Origin of the sequence: Paenibacillus sp. W4I10 (assembly GCF_030816325.1) — a bacterium.
Taxonomy (GTDB): domain Bacteria; phylum Bacillota; class Bacilli; order Paenibacillales; family Paenibacillaceae; genus Paenibacillus; species Paenibacillus amylolyticus_B.
This window is the reverse complement of the sequence record NZ_JAUSXX010000001.1, coordinates 1,544,331-1,563,914: the sequence shown is the minus strand read 5'-3', so window position 1 is coordinate 1,563,914 and position 19,584 is coordinate 1,544,331. Positions and strand designations below refer to the sequence as shown.

Annotated in this window: 9 protein-coding genes; all 9 read left to right on the top strand. The window is 47.5% G+C overall.

What is annotated here, in order from left to right; all coding sequences use genetic code 11:
• Window positions 1-24: 24 nt before the first annotated feature.
• The 9 genes from QF049_RS07085 (at window position 25) to QF049_RS07045 (ending at window position 19,564) form a co-directional block, all read left to right on the top strand.
• The gene (locus QF049_RS07085; RefSeq protein ID WP_307536035.1) at window positions 25-1,863 is read left to right on the top strand and encodes a sensor histidine kinase; all 1,839 of its coding nucleotides are present in this window, start codon (window positions 25-27) and stop codon (window positions 1,861-1,863) included.
• Window positions 1,864-1,866: 3 nt separating this feature from the next.
• Window positions 1,867-3,438 (top strand): response regulator, encoded by a 1,572-nt coding sequence (locus tag QF049_RS07080; RefSeq protein WP_307536033.1) that lies wholly within the window; start codon window positions 1,867-1,869, stop codon window positions 3,436-3,438.
• A 200-nt stretch (window positions 3,439-3,638) separates the two neighbouring features.
• Window positions 3,639-5,687, top strand: a complete 2,049-nt coding sequence (locus QF049_RS07075) for a glycoside hydrolase family 16 protein (protein ID WP_307536031.1) — start codon at window positions 3,639-3,641, stop codon at window positions 5,685-5,687.
• A gap of 565 nt (window positions 5,688-6,252) precedes the next feature.
• Window positions 6,253-8,307 (top strand): alpha-galactosidase, encoded by a 2,055-nt coding sequence (locus tag QF049_RS07070; RefSeq protein WP_307536028.1) that lies wholly within the window; start codon window positions 6,253-6,255, stop codon window positions 8,305-8,307.
• A 153-nt stretch (window positions 8,308-8,460) separates the two neighbouring features.
• Window positions 8,461-10,794, top strand: a complete 2,334-nt coding sequence (locus QF049_RS07065) for a glycoside hydrolase family 95 protein (RefSeq protein ID WP_307536026.1) — start codon at window positions 8,461-8,463, stop codon at window positions 10,792-10,794.
• Window positions 10,795-10,894: 100 nt separating this feature from the next.
• The gene (locus tag QF049_RS07060; RefSeq protein WP_307536024.1) at window positions 10,895-12,427 is read left to right on the top strand and encodes a response regulator; all 1,533 of its coding nucleotides are present in this window, start codon (window positions 10,895-10,897) and stop codon (window positions 12,425-12,427) included.
• Window positions 12,428-12,673: 246 nt separating this feature from the next.
• A complete protein-coding gene (locus tag QF049_RS07055) occupies window positions 12,674-15,946 on the top strand; it encodes a carbohydrate-binding protein (protein ID WP_307536023.1) in 3,273 nt (1,090 codons plus the stop codon).
• Window positions 15,903-17,276: an S-layer homology domain-containing protein gene (locus QF049_RS07050; RefSeq protein ID WP_307536021.1), complete on the top strand. Its 1,374-nt coding sequence runs from the start codon at window positions 15,903-15,905 to the stop codon at window positions 17,274-17,276. The genes QF049_RS07055 and QF049_RS07050 overlap by 44 nt, the downstream gene beginning before the upstream one ends.
• Before the next feature lie 167 nt (window positions 17,277-17,443).
• Window positions 17,444-19,564, top strand: a complete 2,121-nt coding sequence (locus QF049_RS07045; protein ID WP_307536019.1) for an alpha-galactosidase — start codon at window positions 17,444-17,446, stop codon at window positions 19,562-19,564.
• Window positions 19,565-19,584 lie beyond the last annotated feature (20 nt).

The following is a 19,584-nucleotide window of genomic DNA, read 5'->3' as shown; positions in this document are numbered from 1 at the left end:
GACAAAGGTGGTGAATACATCAGAATGAAATACCTGCTGACGAGATTGAGGAAGCTTTATCGCAATGCCCGTATATCCCAAAAGCTGTTTCTGGCATTTAGCCTGATGATTGCGATACCTGTTATTTTGATATCCTTTGTGTATATCCGCATGCAAGAAACCCAGCTATATAAGGACGCTATGGCAACGGGCAACAGCCACGTTTCATGGCTGAATGAACAATTGCGCAGAAGAATGGATACAATTGAGAACGCTTCCAACACAGCCCTTACTCAAAAGTCATTTGTGGATTTTATTCATTCCAATATGCTTGTGGATGGACTGCGTCTGGTGAAGTTTAAGCAAAACCAGTTTGAGCAAATGCTTAATATCATTCAAAGCAATGCGATGATCAGTGAGCTTAGCTTTTACGTCGATAACCCAAACTTGTATGAAATCTGGCCTGAAATCTATCATTACAAGAAATTTTCGCCGCAGGATTATTGGGTAAAGCTTCGGGATGAAGGTGGTGCGGCTTATCGCTTATTTTCTTTTAGGGATGGTGAGCACACATTATCCTACTATCGTCTGGTTCGCCTTCAAGGGCAGGAACAAAAACGCCCTAGTATTATGGAAGTGCGAGTCCCGCACAGCATGTTTTTCAGCGACCTGCTCCAGGAGAGCAAGGGGGACTTCTTTTCGGTGTTGATGAACGCAAGTGATCCTCCCCAGTATGTTTACAATCCCCAGCATGAGTTTTCTGAGAAGTACGGGCAGGGGATGGAGGAGATCCTTGGCAGTATTCATCGCCAGCTGGATATATTGCCGCAGGAAAGCCCGCTTCAGGTTAAGGTGGGAGATCAGAGCTACTATGCATTGTATCGATACATCGCTCCGTTGAACACATATGTGGTCGATATTGCTTCTCATCAGGCATTGATGAAAGGGCCGCGCAGTTGGTATGCATTTGTGGTAACGATTACATTATGTGTATTGCTGCTGATTATGTTACTCGTATCCCAAACGACGCGGCGTATTTTCCGGCGGTTGGACAGCGTATTGGTATCCATGCGTCAGGTACGGAAAGGCGAGCTGGATTCAATGATTGATACAGGCCTTGATGAGAACGAAAGAGGGGATGAAATCGATGAGGTGGCAGTGAATTACAATAAAATGTTACATGAGGTCAAACGCCTAATGACACAGGTCGTGGATAAACAGTTAATTGCCAAAAACGCACAGTTGCACTCCCTGCATTCGCAAATTAACTCCCATTTTTTATATAACGCCCTGGAATCGATCCGGATGGTGGCAGAGGTACAGAGGCAGCCTGCTATAGCCAATTCATTGGTGTCGTTGGGCTCCCAACTACGCTACAGCATGCAGTGGCGTAGCGATACCGTTGCTTTTCGTGAGGAGCTTGCCAATATCCAAAGTTATATTGAATTTATCAACTTTATAGAAGGCGGCAGTATCGTTATGACCGCGGATCTTCCTCAGGAGATACTTCGCTACGCCATTCCCAAGATGTGTATGCAGCCCATCGTTGAAAATGCCGTTCATCACGGGGCACCTTCAGGCGGCAGGGTATCTATAGAGATTACCTTTTCTGTGGAGAATGACAGTCTGCTATTCATTAACATAAGAGATGACGGAAAGGGGTTAGAGCCTGAGATGTTACACCGTCTTCAGGCAGTACTGCGAAGCGAATCGGATATGCCGATGGTTACTAGCAGGAGCGGACTTGGTTTGGAAAACGTGAATAAGCGGTTGCAGCTTCATTATGGCAAGAATTGCGGTCTTTGGATTGATAGTGTGCAAGGTGCATATACCTGTGTAACGATACGCTTGCCTTGGGAAAATGTAAATCTTGGAGGGTGGTAGAGCATGATTAATATCCTGATTGTGGACGATCAAAAACACATTCGTGACGGCCTGCAGGCCATGCTGCATCAATTTCCTCTGGAACTGAACAACATATACTGTGCCGCGAGCGGGATTGAGGCGCTGTGCCTATTGCGGCAGCATTACATTCACATCGTTATTACCGATATTAGGATGCCGGATATGGATGGGTTGGCACTCATGGCTCAAACCAAAGAGGAATATATGGATGTGGAATACCTCATTATCAGCGGTTATAGTGATTTTACATATGCCCAAAAAGCGATCGGACTTGGGGCAAAGGGCTACTTGCTAAAACCTTTGAAGCGAGAGGATCTGCAAAATTCCCTGGAGCATATATGGCAAGAGATCCAGACACGGCAGGCACTTACGCATAATATGCAGCATGTATCCCGTCTCGCCCAAGAGACCGAGAGTAAAGAAGTAAGAATGTTTATGCAAGGTGCGTTAAGTGATGACGCATGGATTCTTCAGATTGAGGAACAAAATGATGCGTTATGGCGTAATTATCGCCTAGCCCTGCTGAGGGAAGAAGTTGGCATTAACCAGGCCGGAGCCAGCAGCACCCATAGTATGGAATCCATTGCTTATCGTGTGTTTGGCAGACAAGGTTGTATTTGCCTGCAACATCGCCCATACCTGATCCTTGCGGTGGATGCGTCACTAGATCCAAGTGTTTTTCCTGCAGCACTCAAGGAAGGAAAGATCGATGCCATAACGGCCATGACTAACCCGATTCAGGGGTTGAAAGAACTACCATACAGTTATACCCAAGTGCTTGAGCTCTACCGCCACAGTTACCTGTTTCCTGATCAGTCCATTATCTTCCCAGCGCATATTGAGCATATGGAGCAGCAGTGGCAGCTTCCCTATGAAGACTTATATGAACTCTTCCAGTCAGTCGGCACCGATAACAGTGGAATAATTACTCAGGGTATTTCTGCAATATTTCACAAAAAGGTGCTGCAACGCTATCCTATTCGCTATACCCAACAGCTCTGCGCCGCCACGGTTCAGATGATGGAGGAATACGAACGAGTTATCCGCCCTTATATGGGGGAAGACGAGCTGGACCTTGAATCATTGCGTAATCTCTTTGATTATCAAGGGATGCGTGATTATATACAAGCACTGCAACAGCAGCTGCTTCGGCTGAATCAGTTCTATTATGACTATAAATGCAGCTATCGCCATTCGCAGGATCTAAATGAAGCCATTCGTTATATTCACGAGAGTTACCACAAACCGCTGGATCTTGCGATGGTATCCAATCATGTATCGCTTAATTATGCTTATTTCTCAAATCTGTTTAAGAAGAATATTGGTAAGGGTTTTGCTGAGTACCTACGAGATGTGCGTCTGGATAAAGCGCGGCGGCTTCTCGCCGAAACCGATTATAAAATTGTTGAAGTGGCTGCTATGGTAGGCTATGAAAGCTACAAAAGCTTTACACGCGCATTCCGACTTGTGATGCATATCCAACCCACAGAGTACCGACAGATGATGCGGCAGAAGGCAGAGCACGAAGATCATAACTATAACGTCACACCTTGAAACAACATAATTAAACGGACAATCTCCCTTGCTAAATATGCCAATTGAATTAAAAGCCAAAAAAATGGGATACCACAAAAACAATTGTACCTTTTCAACAAATTGACCTATTCGATAGAATAAAGATATTCCTGATGTAAGCGATTTCCTTAATGCGCATGGATTGGGAGAAGTTATTATTCTATTAAAGGAGGGCAATTATGAATCCATCTCACTTTAGGGAGAAACGGTTTATGAAAAAGGTACTCGGTATGTTGCTTGTGGTTGTGATGCTGACTAGTGTTGGCATACTGCCAGCTTCAAAGGTTCAGGCAGCCGGAACTACTGTAACCTCAATGGAGTACTTCTCACCCGCAGACGGGCCTGTTATTTCAAAATCAGGGGTTGGCAAGGCCAGCTACGGATTTGTTATGCCTAAGTTCAATGGGGGCTCCGCGACATGGAATGACGTTTACAGTGATGTAGGCGTTAATGTAAAAGTGGGAAACAACTGGGTTGATATCGACCAGGCAGGCGGTTATATCTATAACCAAAACTGGGGGCACTGGAACGATGGCGGCTTCACTGGCTATTGGTTCACCCTCTCCGCAACAACCGAGATTCAACTGTACTCCAAAGCGAATGGTGTTAAGCTGGAGTATCAACTTGTATTCCAAAACATCAACAAAACAACCATTACAGCGATGAATGCAACACAAGGTCCACAGATCACAGCAAGTTTCACAGGCGGTGCAGGCTTTACATATCCAACGTTCAACAATAATCCTGCGGTCACTTATGAAGCTGTTGCGGATGATTTGAAGGTGTATGTCAAACCTGTAAACAGCAGCACCTGGATTGATATTGACAATAACGCAGCCAGCGGCTGGATCTACGATCAAAATTTTGGCCAATTCACTGATGGCGGCGGTGGGTACTGGTTTAACGTAACGGAGTCGATCAATGTCAAATTGGAATCAAAGACTTCTTCGGCTAATCTTGTTTATACGATTACATTTAATGAACCTACAAGAAATTCATATGTCATTACGCCATACGAAGGAACAACCTTCACAGCAGATGCGAATGGTTCCATTGGGGTTCCGCTTCCGAAAATTGATGGGGGGGCGCCAATCGCCAAGGAACTGGGCAATTTTGTATACCAAATTAACATCAATGGACAATGGGTTGATTTGAGTAACTCCAGCCAGAGCAAATTTGCATACTCCGGTAATGGGTACAACAATATGTCCGATGCCAACCAGTGGGGATACTGGGCCGATTACGTCTATGGTCTTTGGTTCCAGCCAATCCAGGAAAATATGCAGATCCGTATTGGATATCCGCTGAACGGACAGGCGGGTGGAAATATTGGCAACAACTTCGTCAACTATACCTTCATTGGCAATCCAAATGCCCCGCGTCCTGATGTATCCGATCAAGAGGATATCTCAATCGGAACACCCACCGACCCGGCTATCGCGGGCATGAACCTCATTTGGCAGGATGAATTTAACGGAACTACGCTGGATACAAGTAAATGGAACTATGAAACAGGATATTATCTCAACAACGATCCCGCTACATGGGGATGGGGTAATGCAGAGCTGCAGCATTACACAAACAGCACTCAAAATGTATATGTACAGGACGGAAAGCTGAATATCAAAGCTATGAACGACAGTAAATCTTTCCCGCAAGACCCGAATCGGTATGCACAGTATTCTTCAGGAAAGATTAACACCAAGGATAAACTGTCCTTGAAGTATGGCAGAGTCGATTTTCGTGCCAAGCTTCCTACAGGTGATGGTGTATGGCCAGCACTGTGGATGCTTCCACAAGACTCGGTATACGGCACTTGGGCTGCATCAGGTGAAATTGATGTTATGGAAGCGAGAGGCCGTCTGCCTGGATCAGTAAGCGGTACCATACACTTTGGGGGACAATGGCCCGGGAACCAGTATTCGGGCGGCGATTATCACTTCCCGGCAGGGCAAACTATTGCCAACGATTATCATGTATACTCGGTAGTCTGGGAAGAGGACAACATTAAATGGTATGTAGACGGCAAGTTTTTCTATAAAGTCACTAACGAGCAGTGGTATTCCGCAGCTGCACCGAATAATCCGAATGCACCTTTTGATGAGCCGTTCTACCTCATTATGAACTTGGCAGTCGGCGGAAACTTTGACGGCGGCCGTATTCCAAACGCCTCCGATATCCCGGCGACTATGCAAGTGGATTATGTACGCGTGTATAAAGAACAGTAATTTGCGATTTCCGGATACAGCGAATGAAGATCAGATGTAACAAATGCTGGGCAAACTGGAGAACCTGAAATCTCATACTCTAAAATTGGCTTACGACCGATTCCCAATATTTCTACCTGGGAGTCGGTCGTTTATATTTAGACTTGATAATTTAGTTCATCGGCTGCAACTCTTGTCGAAGGACAAGGACATAGGTAAGTGCTGGTTACCTGAATACGATGAGTCAGGTGACGATCTATACTTTTGTGCTGGCGGTACCGGAGCACGGTATTCAAAGAAAAGGCAATTCGGATTTAATTGCTATTCGATCGGGTGAAGTTTAAGAGCTTGTGACTTCACCTTCAACTTCGCCGGAGCATAAATTCCGGACAGCGGAAGGCGTAACAGCGGTCAGTCCGGGTTCAACCATACCTAGAAGGTTAAATTGAATTAAATCGCGTTATGGATCGGAAGATCGTTGCATGGAAAATGCTCTATTCGGTCTTTATAATGAGGGCAGACTTGGGCAGGGGAGACATAACCGGCTCCGCTCAGGGCACAGCATGCAACAATAAGGAGGCATATGATGCTAACTAACGATACAGCCGTACAAGTGCAGCAACAGAATGTTAATCTTGTAAGCGTTACAAACGGGCATGTGAGTCTGGAGATCAATCTTGAAAATGGTGAAGCGTCCTGCATCGGCAACCATTCTTCCCATGTAAAGGGCATTCGTAGTGCTTTTCGCTGGCAGGGCCGGGAATACAGCACGGATCATTATCAGAACCATGAGCTGAAGGAACAGGAAGATATTGTTCGAGAAGGTTTTGGAAAAGGCATCCGCTTGGTTGTTCTGCATAAAGCTTCATTGCTGCCACAGTTGGAGCAGCATTTCTATATGTATGAATCGTCACCGTTTGTACTGGTGCAGACCGCTATAGTCGGGGATGAAGAGCTTAAGGTGAACCGGATGGCTGTGATCCAATCCAAAACCATATCAATCGGTGGAGAATCCAGCCAGGATGAACCGAGCATTCTGCGCGTACCGTTTGACAACGACAAATGGGTGAGATATACGGTGGTCAAGCCGCCGATTGATGTGGAGAGTTACGAGGCGACAGTCTTGTTCGCGCCCGATAGCCGCCGGGGAATTGTGATGGGTTCCCTTACGCATAAGGTATGGAAAACAGGGATTCGTATGCAAAGCGAAAAAAGAGGATCAATCGATGGGCTTGATCTGTACGGCGGTGCCGTGAGTGAACTGACTCGCGATTCCCAGCCTCATGGTTATGTGAAGGGAAAGAGAGTTGAATCCCCCCTGGTATTCATCGGATTCTATGAAGACTACCGTGAAGGTCTTGAAGCCTACGGTCAGGCGAATACCTGGATTGAGGCTCAATTACCTTGGGAGGGCGGCGTTCCGATCGGGTGGAACAGCTGGTCCGCGGCCATGAGTGATCTGGACTATGATCTGTATACAGCAACCAGCGATTTTCTAAAAAAAGAAGTACAGCCGCTTGGATTCCAGAATGAGGATACGTTATATATCAACTTTGATGCGTTCTGGGACAACTTCACACCGGAAGAGATGAAGAGCGCACTGGACCGAGTACAGCAAAATGGACATAGAGCGGGAACGTACTGGACCCCATTTGCCTTCTGGGGAGGGCCCGATCAGTTCGGTCAGGTGGTCGAAGGAACGAACGGCACATACACCTATGGAGACATTCTGCTGCGTGACAGTGGAGGCGAGATCCTGCCGGATGTAGACGGTGGTCTGGCTATTGATCCGACACATCCCGGCAATCTGCAAAGGATCGACTGGTTCACCGACAAATTCATCTCGGAAGGTTTCGAATATATCAAACTGGATTTCTTGGCGCATGGCTCGCTGGAAGGACAGCACCACAATCCGGATATTACAACAGGGATTGCGGCTTATCACTATGGCATGTCTTATTTGCAGCATAAGATCTCACCAGAAGTAATCGGACGGCCATTTTTCATAAACTTGTCCATCGCTCCATTATTTCCGTATGCATTTGCCCACAGCCGCCGTATTTCCTGTGATGTCTTCGGTACACTTGCGGATACGGAATATATGCTGAACTCGTTGACACACGGTTGGTGGATGAGCAATACGCTCTATCGCTACAATGATCCGGATCATTCGGTGTTATACAAGAGCTTCAATCAGGAAGCTACTGGCTGGCATGAAGGACGTAGCCGTCTGACCGCTTCAGTTATTGCCGGTACGGTGCTCCTGCTCGGGGATGACTTCCGCAAAGAGGAAGCTGCCGAACGGGCAAGAACTTGGCTTGGTAACACGGATATTTTGAACGTTGCTCGTATGGGCAAAACCTTCCGTCCACTTGAAGGTGATCTGGGGAAGCTTTCTTCTGACGTGTTTGTCCTGGAATCGCCGGAAGAAAAGTGTTTCTATCTCGCCGTCTTCAACTTTGATGCTGCACAGGCTGCGGAGAAATCCATCTCGCTGAAACGGGCCGGGCTAAACGCCAATGCCCTATACAATGTGCAAGATCTGTGGGAAGGCTCACAAGGGGAAACGTCTGGAGGGCTCACGGTCTCACTGGAACCGGCGGAATCCAAAATCTTTAGATTGACTGTGAAGGGAAACTGACTGGGCGAAAAGACAAACCAGAGCTGTGTATCGGTTTTAGGATATAAAAACAAAGTCAAACGCGCGCTTTTGTATCTCACAGATCGCGCGTTTATCTATTTTGGGAACGAGTCTATTTTTAAAGATAATCATTATTGGACTGGAGGACATGATATGAACGATTTTACTTTATGGTATTCAACTCCTGCTGCGGATTGGTCTCAAGGCCTGCCGCTGGGCAATGGTAGGATAGGAGCAGTGGTTATGGCGTCTTCGCATCGTGAGGTGTGGAGTATGAGCGAGGTTACCTACTGGTCAGGACAGATTGACCCGGAGTATCCTCCGGCAGGAGGCAAGGCTGCATTGGAAGAGATGCGCAGCTATTTTTTCTCGGGTGATTATGATGAAGGGGATCGTCTTGCCAAACAGCATCTGCAGCCAAAGAAGCGTAATTTCGGCACCCATCTTGGATTATGTGAAGTTGTTATTGATTTTGAGAAGAGGAATCGGGGTTCTGATGAAGCTGGAAGCTTCCAACGTGAGCTGGATCTGACTCATGCACTGGCTGGGGCGTTCTGGAAAGATGAAGATACCACGATTCGACGTGAAGTTTACGCTTCTCACGCCGATGATATAGTGGCCTCCCGAATTTGGAGCGAAGCTCCTGGTGGCGTATCCTTTACGCTAGGTTTGGAAGGGGGAACGGAATCATTCAAGGTTGCAGCCTTAGATGACAACACGCTTGAATTCCAAGGACAGGCAACGGAAAATGTACATAGTGATGGAACTTGCGGCGTATGGGCCAAGGGCCTGTTAAAGTTGGTTGTATCCGGGGGGACCATCGCTAGGAAAGATGGAAACCGATTGACCGTGACCGGAGCGGATGAGGCTTGGATTTATTTTAGTGTAAGCACGGATTATCGTCGTACAGATTCGGATTGGAAAACAGAGAGCAATTATACGCTGGTGAAAGCTTTAAATAAAGGTTATACCTCACTGAGGGAGGATCATATCCGCGATTACTGTGAGCAATTTGACAAGGTAGATATTCAGCTCGGGGGCAAGGGGAAATCCAGCCTCACTATAGATCAGCGTATTCGTTTGTTGGAACAGAGTGGTGGGGATGAAGATCCGCAGCTGTTCGCCTTGTTTTTCCAATATGGACGGTATCTGACCATCGCGGGATCTCGCGAGAACTCTCCATTGCCACTCCATCTCCAGGGAATCTGGAATGATGGTGAAGCGTGCCGAATGGGCTGGAGCTGTGATTATCACCTTGACGTAAATACTCAGATGAATTATTACCCTACAGAGATTACAAATCTGAGGAAGAGTCATCTTCCGTTATTTCGGTATATTGAGGATCTGGCACAGGCGGGCAGGGAAACGGCTCGTCATGTGTATGGATGCGACGGATGGGTCGCTCATGTCTTCTCCAATGTATGGGGCTTTACGTTGCCTGGATGGGAAACCTCGTGGGGGCTGAACGTTACAGGCGGATTATGGCTGGCTGCACACCTGATTGAGCATTATGAGTACAGTCAGGATCGTGTTTTCCTAGAGAATGTGGCCTATCCTGTACTTAAAGAATCCGCGGCCTTCTACCTGGATTACATGTGTGAGCATCCTCGGAACGGTTGGCTGGTGACGGGTCCTTCCAATTCGCCGGAGAACCATTTCTATCCCGGTAATTCGAGAGAAGGGACACAACAGCTGTCCATGGGAACGACAATGGACCAGATGCTGGTGCGCAGGCTCTTTGAATTTTGTCTTAATTCAATTGAACTTTTGAACAAAGACGAAGAACTCGGACGCAAGGTGGAAGAAGCAATTGGCAAGCTTCCACCTCTACAGATCGGCAAAAAAGGGCAGTTACAGGAGTGGCTTGAGGATTATGAGGAGGCGCAGCCGGAGCATCGGCATTTGTCTCATATTTATGCGCTGTATCCGGACAGTCGGATTACACCTGACCGTACACCGGAACTCAGTGCGGCAGTACGGATAACGTTGGAGAACCGCATGGTCCAGGAAGAGTTGGAGGATGTTGAATTTACAGCTGCTTTGTTTGGACTGGGTTTTGCGAGATTGCATGATGGGGAGACGGCATATAAACACCTCTCACATTTGATCGGCGGCCTGTGCTTCGATAATCTGTTCACCTATTCCAAATCCGGAATTGCTGGAGCAGAGAGTAATATTTTTGTCGTTGATGGAAATTTCGGCGGTACAGCTGTCGTAGCGGAGATGCTGCTGCAAAGTTATGCGGGTGAGATTCACCTTCTACCAGCGCTGCCACAGGCATGGAGCACAGGCTCGATAACCGGGCTGAGAGCAAAAGGGAATGCCGAGGTTGACATCGTCTGGGAGAACGGACAGTTAATTTCTACGAACATTCATACTTTCTCTGCAGGAACGTTCACCATTTGTTGGGGCAAACATAGAACAATCCTTCATGCCGAAGCCGGCGAAAGTTACTATTTCAATAGCGAGCTGCAGTTGGTAAAATAACGATCTATACTTGAAAATAACTTTCATTTATATGGACCATGGTCCCACGGAGGGAAAAACATATAATAGAGACAGAAAGATACAAAGGGAGGGGACGTTGATGTACAGTATTTTTTTGGTAGACGATGAAGAACTGGGACTTGAGATGATGAGGGATTATATCCGTTGGGAAGAGATGGGTATCTATATCATGGGAACGGCGAGTAACGGCAGGGAGGCCTTGGAGAAGATTGAGGCCACCCAGCCTGATATTGTTCTTACCGATGTTCAGATGCCGATCATGAACGGTATTGATCTGGCGAGAAAGATACATGAGAGCTACGACTCGATCCAGGTGATGTTTCTGACCGGACACGATGAATTTCAATATGTAAAATCGGCTATCAACGTAGGGGCCGTGGGATATATGCTAAAACCTTTGGATTTAAATGAAATTGAAAGCGTTGTCAGTAAAGTTAAACAGCGTTGTGACGAAGTTGGAATTAAGAACCGTTCCATGGAGGCGGCCAAAGCCAATATCCTGAAGGAGTTATCTTACGAAAAAAATGAGGATCGTGGTATTGATCTCGCTTTTAGTTTCAGCCGTTTAACCCGGCAACCTGAGACCACCCGATATGCAATGGCCTTGTTTAGTATCGATCCCAAGGAGGCCGAAGGAGAACAGCAAAGTCTGGAGGAATGTACAGGGCGGCTGGTGTCTTTTCTCGATCATTTCTTCAAGGCGAAGAACCTGAAAGCGATCTTTGTGGATTACAAGGAAGGAGAGACCGGTGTATTTATGGAAGCGGCCCAGCAGCCGGGACATTATGCGTGGGAGGATTTGGCTGAGGCTATCCGTAGTTCCCTGGATTTTACGGTGACGGCTGCTGTAGGCGGACAAGAGACCGCGTTATCCCATATTCACTGTCTGTACGAAGAGACACGAACCATCTTGAATGAGCGTTTCTATGAAGGTACAGGCACAATTATTCATGCTGGGACCGTTTCGAATCAGTTTTATACAGAGCATATGCCCCCTTTTGATCAAAAGGAATGGTTCGATTCCATTAACCGACTGGATTTTGAATGGGCGGCACAGAAGCTGCACGGGTATATTGAGGGATTGGCAACACTGAGAGTCAAGAAAAAAATCATCTGCGACTGGTCGATAGATCTCGAGAATGAACTGCTGGAGCAGCTTCATAAACCTGTTCCGAAGCGGGCTGAGCTGTATCATTCCATCTATAATGCACTGACTCTGCATGAGATCGAGGATCTGATTCTCGGTACTGCGGAAGATGCGGTGAGCATGCTGGGCGAGCGGTTTATGGACAAAAATGCAAAATTGATTCACAAGGTCCGTACCCTCATCGATCAGAATTACAATCAGCCGATTACCATCAACAGCCTATCTGATCAGGTCTATTTGTCACCGAACTATTTGAGATCCATTTTTAAGGACAAAACAGGGATGACAATTCACGATTATCTGACACGCATCAGACTGGATAAAGCCAGGGAACTGCTGGCAGACGGCTCGCTCAAGATTCACGATATCGCGCAGACCGTGGGCTATGAGAGTACATCCTATTTTATTTCTCTATTCCTGAAGACACAGGGCGTAACACCCAACGAATACAGGAAAAGTATATGACGATAGAGGCTGTCTGGTAATGATGGTATTGATATGGCAAATGAAAGAGGCTTTCCTGTATGAATAGTAACATTGTGGTATGGAACATCCCCCTCCTCCTTTTTACAATTAGGCATATAGGAAAGGAAGGGGGAGAGAGGGGATTTAACAGCTCTTTATGAAAGCGATTACAGACAATAGCTGTGAACCACTGCAGGAATAGGCATAGGGAGACCTAACTCAATCATTAGAAAATGGAGGCATGTTATGTTGGGACGGATGATGAAAAAAGGATTTGTGTTCTTTATCATTTTTTGCTTGGTAGTTGGCGGGGGCCAGTTCGCCCGAACAGCTCACGCCGATGATATGAATACCTATGAAGCCGAAGCGGAAGGGAATACTTTGCTAGGTAACGCGATGATCTCTGATAGCCCGACGGCTTCAGGCGGCAAAAAGGTCGGAGGCATGTACCAAGGCAGTTCCTTGCAATTTAACAATGTCACTGTAAGTGAAACAGGAAATTATAGAATTTCCGTTTACTACATTTCAGGTGATTCGCGGCCATTCAATATTAGTGCGAACGGCGGGGAGAAGCAATTTGAAGAACCGTCCAAGACAGTCGACTGGGATACGGTGGGAACATATGATGTGACCCTTCCGTTGAACGCTGGAACCAACACCATCCTAATTGATGACAACAACTGGTATTCTCCCGACATCGACAAGATCGTGATCCGCGGTTTGGACAGTGGCCACCCGGGAGAAGGGGGCGGAGACGACTGGAAGAAAAATTTGCATGGTGCAATTATTGAGGCAGAAGCGGCCGACAACATTTTGAAAGGCAATGCCAAGGTGGTAGACAGCAGCATTAGTTCGGGTGGGAAGAAAGTAACCGATCTGAACAAAAACAGTTCACTGCAATTTACGAATATCAACGTACCGGCAGATGGTACATATTTGATCCGAATATCTTATATTTCCGGTGATCAGCGACCTGTTTATATGCAGGTGAACAATGACACGGACGAGATGATTGATCTGCCCAAAACGGCAAGCTGGGACACGATTGGCATGTATGATGTGGAGGTATCTCTTCATAAGGGTGTCAATACCATCACGTTCTCGGATCATGACTGGTACTCCCCTGATTTGGACCGAATTGAAGTGATTCCGTATACAATTAGTTATGAAGCCGAAGATTCGGACAATATGCTGACTGGTGAAGCGCGTGTAACGGACAGCCCAACAGCATCAGGTGGCAAAAAGGTCGGATATCTGAATGGCGGGAGCTCCTTAACGTTCAATAAGATTATAGCCCCGATGACAGGTAATTACCGTGTTACGGTCGCTTATTTTTCCGGTGATCCGCGCAGTTTCTATGTCCGCGCAAATAACGGGGAAGAGCAGTTCCACGACCTGCCCAAAACACCGGATTGGGATACGGTAGGTACGTATGATCTTACACTCCCATTAACTGAAGGCGAGAATACGATTACCTTTTCAGACAACAATGGCTATTCTCCCGATCTGGACCGGATTATCGTAGAGCCTGCGATAGAGACAGAACCCGAAAATCCAGGTGAAGGAGATGACGATCTGGGAACACCGGTTGACTCGCAACGATACGGGGATATTACGGTGACTGATTACACTCATGGTCTCTTGGTATCGAACGGACAATACGAAGTGTCTTATAATACCCAGACTGGATTCGTCGGCTATAGCTGGGCAGAAGGGCAGAAGATGCGGGGGATTTTCAGCAGCATTAAACTTGGTGAGAGCCTTGTGGAAACCAAAGGGTATGAGAGTCATACGAGCGGTGGAGCACCGGTGGAGATTCAGGATGGATTCGGCAAAGGCGTTGAGTTGAACTTTGTTCATACTTCGACTGGCAAACCAACCCTGAAGCAGGTCTATCGGTTTTATGAAGATAAATCGTATTTCCTCAACCGTCTGGACGCCATCAGTGATACAGAGATCCAGAGTAATTACATGTCACCAATTACCGTGAAAAATACGGGTGGTGTGGATATCGGCGTCAGCTCGGATAACCGCGTGCTTACGGTGCCTTTTGACAACGATGCATGGATTCGCTATAAATCTCAAACGATGAACCGGGCGGATACCAGCTACGAGATGACAACGGTATTCAATAACTCGACACGTAACGGTCTGGTGATCGGTTCAGTAACCCATGACACCTGGAAGACCGGTATTGACTGGAAAGGCTCAACTAATCGTCTGAATGAATTTACTGTGTATGGCGGGGCAGCGAGTGACGTTACCCGCGATTCCCAGCCACATGGCAGCCTGTCCGGTACTGAACTGTCCTCACCACTGATTATGGTAGGTGGTTTCAGTGACTACCGCACAGGGCTTGAAGAATACGGTAAAGCCAATGCGATTATCACACCTCCGCTGGCGTTGAATCCAGAGCTGCCACAAGGTGTTCCAGTGGGCTGGAATAGCTGGGGAGCTTATGATAGCGGGCTGTCGTATCAGAATGTAGTGGATATGTCCAATTATTTCAAGAACAATCTTAAGAAGTTCAACAATAACGGCAATGTATTCATTAATATGGATTCCTACTGGGACAATCTAAGTGATGCTGAGCTTGCCCAAGCCGTATCTGTCATTAAGGACAATGGTCAGCATGCAGGCATCTATTGGGGACCATTTGTGTATTGGGGCAACGATATGAGCCAAAAAGTAGATGGTACCAACGGGCAATATACGTATGGTGATATTGTGCTCAAGGATGCTAAGGGGGAACCTCTGCCGACACTGGACGGAGCATATGCACTGGATGTGACACATCCGGGGAGTCAAATGCGCATGAATTATTTTCTGGATAAGTTTAAATCACTTGGATTCACATTCATCAAACTGGATTTCCTAACACACGGCTCACTGGAAGGTCAGCATTATGATACAACCGTGACGACAGGAATCCAGGCTTACAATGAAGGGATGCGTTATGTCGAAGAGCGATTGGATGGGAAAATGTTTATTAGTGCGTCCATTGCACCGATCTTTCCAAGTCAATATGCGCATAGCAGACGGATCTCTTGTGACACCTATGGCAAAATCAATGAGACGGAGTATATGCTCAATTCATTGACCTATGGCTTCTGGCAAAATGGAACGATCTATTCCTATACAGACCCTGATCATTTGGCATTAAGTAGAGCATCAAGCCTGGAGGAAGCCCGCAGCCGGGTAAATTCCGGCGTGATTGCCGGTACAGTAATGCTGGATTCCGATGATGTGAACGATCCGAAGGCACAGGAATACATGACGGCATTGTACAATAACACGGATGTTCTTCAGGTGGCGCTGAAAGGGAAAGTATTCAAACCACTTGAAGGAAATACAAACGCCAACGCCGCAGATACGTTTGTTCTGAAGGACGGCAATGATTATTACCTTGCCGTATTTAATTACAACGCCAATAGTTCAGCAAACAAAACGATCGATCTGGGCCGCGCCGGATTGAATGATTCCAAAACCCTATACTTTAAAAGACTTGTGGACAGGTGAATCTTCGTCAGCCACGGGTTCATGGTCCATCTCGCTGGGTCCAGCTGAATCGAAGTTGGTTAAATTGACCGAAAAAGCAGTCACCCCGGAAAATCCAGGCAACCCAGGCAACCCAAATAACCCAAGCAACCCAGGGAACCCAGGCACTCCTGGCAACAATGGCAATAACAACAATAATATTAGCGGAAACTCCGGCAGCACCGCTGCTGAAGGGAACGATACAGCAACACTGGTCATTACAGCCGATATGCTGAAAGTGGACAGTGGGGCAGGGAAAGCCGTTGTGGACATCAAGGCTGGTACTCAGGAGCTACAATTGTCATCTGCTGTTTTACGCCAGCTCGGCGACCATACACTGGAAGTGAAATCAGGCAAGCTAACCCTGCAAGTACCTGCGAGTTTGTTCCAGCAGCTGTTGAGCAAGCTACCAGCGGGGCAACAGGAAGATCGTACGATTTCCTTGAAAATGGTTCCGCTTGGCAGCAAGGCCAAGGAGGTCGTTGCTGCAGTGGAGTCATCTTCCCGGGCAACGGTTTCCCTTAAGGGTGAAATCTATGAATTTAGCCTTTCAGCAACAACTAAATCTGGTGCAACCGAAACACTCTCTGCGTTTGATCATCCAGTTACGCTAAGTCTGGCAGCGGCTGAAGGCTTCGACCCTTCACAGGGAGGAATATATTATATTAACGAAAATGGGACATTGGAATTTCTCAAATCGGATTACGTGAATGGCGTATTAACAACTAAAGTGAGCCACTTCAGCAAGTATGCCGTTCTGGAACTGAATCGGACGTTTACCGATGTTCCGGCCAATCATTGGGCCAGCTCTGTAATCAGGGAGTTGGCAGCAAAGGGGTATGTCGAAGGCACAAATGAAGATCAATTTGAGCCAAGACGTGCCGTCACTCGCGCTGAATTCACCGCCATGCTCGTTCATTCTCTGGGACTGACCGTAGCGGGGAAAGTACAATTTACAGATATAGCGACAGATGCCTGGTACGCGGAACCCATCTCGATTGCGACCCAAGCCGGTATTGTCAACGGCCGAAGCGCAACCCGTTTCCAGCCGGACGCACGGATTACCCGAGAGGAAATCACGGTGATGCTGATGAAAGCCTATGAGCGGAATGTTGGGAAAGTACGGCCTGTTGGTTCTACAGACATCTTGTTTACAGATATGGCTCAGGTTTCTTCATGGGCAACGGCTTCGGTGAAGGATGCAGCCCGATTGGGACTGGTCCAAGGCCAAAGACAGGGACAGTTTGTGCCTAAAGGGATTGCTTCCCGGGCAGAAGCGGCTCAGGTCATCTATAACCTGATTTTGAAGTAAGCTTTAAGGCTGCGAATTATATCGCAGCCTTATTTTCATAACTTTGAAATGACAGATGATTTCCCCTATGGATTATAAGAATGCGATATGGCTAATGTAACTCCTTCTTCCTACAATAATAAGTATGTTCACAACATACAGCACGAGGGTAACAGGAACTCGAAAGGATGATAAACTTGACGATTCAATATAATGAACAGCTACGGATATTTGCAATACAGACGCAAAATTCGTCCTACATTTTCGGAATTAATGAGAGAGACCATCTCCAGCATCTGTATTGGGGTGACCCCGTTGACATTGAGGACAGCGCTCCGTTGCTCCAACTACAATCCCATAGCTCTTTTGACGCGGAAGTGGAGAGAGAGGTGGAGGAGTACAGCTTCTGGGGAGGTGCATCTTATACAGAGCCATCTCTGAAACTGCGCATGCCTGATGGTGTCCGCGATCTTCAGGTAAGGTATGACCGTCACGAGATCATAGAACAGGATGGCAGACAGACGTTGATAATCACGTTGAAGGATCAGGTGTATGCACTTGAGACGCAGCTGATATATCGGGTCATCCCGGAATTCGATCTGGTGGAGCGTTACGCCAATATCGTAAATACGGGACAGGAGGAAATCGTGCTGGAAAGCATGCAATCCGCAGCCTGGACTTTGCCATATCTCCAAGATTACCGCCTGACGCATATTACGGGGAAATGGTCGGGTGAATTCCAACTGCGCAATACCATTTTGACAGAGGGGAAAAAGGTGCTTGAATCACGGAGAGGTTTTACCGATGGCCATGCCAATCCATGGTTTGCCATAGATGATGGTCTTTCCACAGAAAGCGGCGGTGGGGTATGGTTTGGTGCTCTTGCCTGGAGCGGCAACTGGAAGATTGTTGCGGAGAAGACCCCATTCACGCATGTACGGGTAACAGGTGGCATCCATGATTTTGACAATGAATGGTTGCTGGGTGCGGGCGAAACGTTTGAGACGCCTGTCTTTGTCGGCGGATTCAGCCCAGAAGGCTTTGGCGGAATGAGCCACCGCTTGCATCAGTACCAATACAATTACATACTGCCGCGCAGTGAAATCGGTAAAGTGCTGTACAACTCCTGGGAAGCTACCTATTTCGATGTTAATGCCCAGAACCAAATGGCACTTGCCGAAAGGGCAGCCAAAATGGGTGTGGAACTATTCGTTGTGGATGACGGCTGGTTTGGGCAGCGGCATTCCGACCGTGCGGGGTTGGGCGACTGGAACGTGAATAAGGAGAAGTTCCCGAACGGACTTGTTGAGCTGATTGACCGGGTTCATGGACTTGGGATGGAATTCGGCATATGGGTGGAGCCGGAGTCGGTCAACCCGGATAGTGATCTCTACAGAGCACATCCGGACTGGGTATATCATTTTGAGACACGGGGACGTACGGAGCTTCGTAATCAGCTGCTGTTGAACATTTCCAAGCCGGAGGTAAAGCAATACATTATCGATTTTATGACCGAACTGCTTGGCAACCATGAGATTAAGTTCATTAAATGGGACATGAACCGGACCATCACGGAGCCGGGCATGAAGGGTCACCCCATTAACCGCCAGAAAGAAGTATGGGTAAGGCATGTCCAGAGTCTCTATGATATATGGGCACAGCTGCGAGCCAAGTTCCCGGATGTCGAGTTTGAGACTTGCGCAGGAGGTGGCTCGCGAATTGATCTGGGCATCTTCCGTTATGCCGACCAGTCCTGGCCGAGTGACAATACGGATGCGTTCGACCGCCTGAGCATTCAGGAAGGCTTCTCGTATACGTACGCACCACGTATGATGACCTGTTGGGTAACCGAGTCACCTACAGGAATGAACGGTCGCAACGTCTCGCTGAAGTATCGTTTCCACAGTGCAATGATGGGCACGCTTGGTGTCGGCTCCAATCTGAACGAGTGGAGTGATGAATGGATTGAACAGTCCGGGGAATTCATCGGTCAGTACAAAGCCATTCGCCACCTGGTGCAATTCGGCAGACAATTCCGTCTGACTTCGCTTCGGCATAAGGGGGTTACTGCTGTCCAGTACAGTGATGCTGCCGCAAGTGACCATGTGCTGTTCGCTTTTCTTCACTCGCAGAAGCTGGGTGAACGGTTACCTAGACTCCGTTTGGCAGGCCTTCAGGCTGACAAGACCTATCTCATTGAAGAACTGGGGTTAACGGGCAGTGGCCGTGCGCTGATGAACATCGGGGTGGAGCTGCCTCTGCGCGGCGATTTCGACAGCCTGGTGTATCGTATTCGTGAGCGGGTATAATAGGATGTTGTAGAACGGTT

Bases quoted from the DNA above. Each gene is read 5' to 3' on its own strand.
- QF049_RS07085 (WP_307536035.1), top strand. From the start codon at position 25: ATGAAATACCTGCTGACGAGATTGAGGAAGCTTTATCGCAATGCCCGT.
- QF049_RS07080 (WP_307536033.1), top strand. From the start codon at position 1,867: ATGATTAATATCCTGATTGTGGACGATCAAAAACACATTCGTGACGGC.
- QF049_RS07075 (WP_307536031.1), top strand. From the start codon at position 3,639: ATGAATCCATCTCACTTTAGGGAGAAACGGTTTATGAAAAAGGTACTC.
- QF049_RS07070 (WP_307536028.1), top strand. From the start codon at position 6,253: ATGCTAACTAACGATACAGCCGTACAAGTGCAGCAACAGAATGTTAAT.
- QF049_RS07065 (WP_307536026.1), top strand. From the start codon at position 8,461: ATGAACGATTTTACTTTATGGTATTCAACTCCTGCTGCGGATTGGTCT.
- QF049_RS07060 (WP_307536024.1), top strand. From the start codon at position 10,895: ATGTACAGTATTTTTTTGGTAGACGATGAAGAACTGGGACTTGAGATG.
- QF049_RS07055 (WP_307536023.1), top strand. From the start codon at position 12,674: ATGTTGGGACGGATGATGAAAAAAGGATTTGTGTTCTTTATCATTTTT.
- QF049_RS07050 (WP_307536021.1), top strand. From the start codon at position 15,903: ATGATTCCAAAACCCTATACTTTAAAAGACTTGTGGACAGGTGAATCT.
- QF049_RS07045 (WP_307536019.1), top strand. From the start codon at position 17,444: ATGATAAACTTGACGATTCAATATAATGAACAGCTACGGATATTTGCA.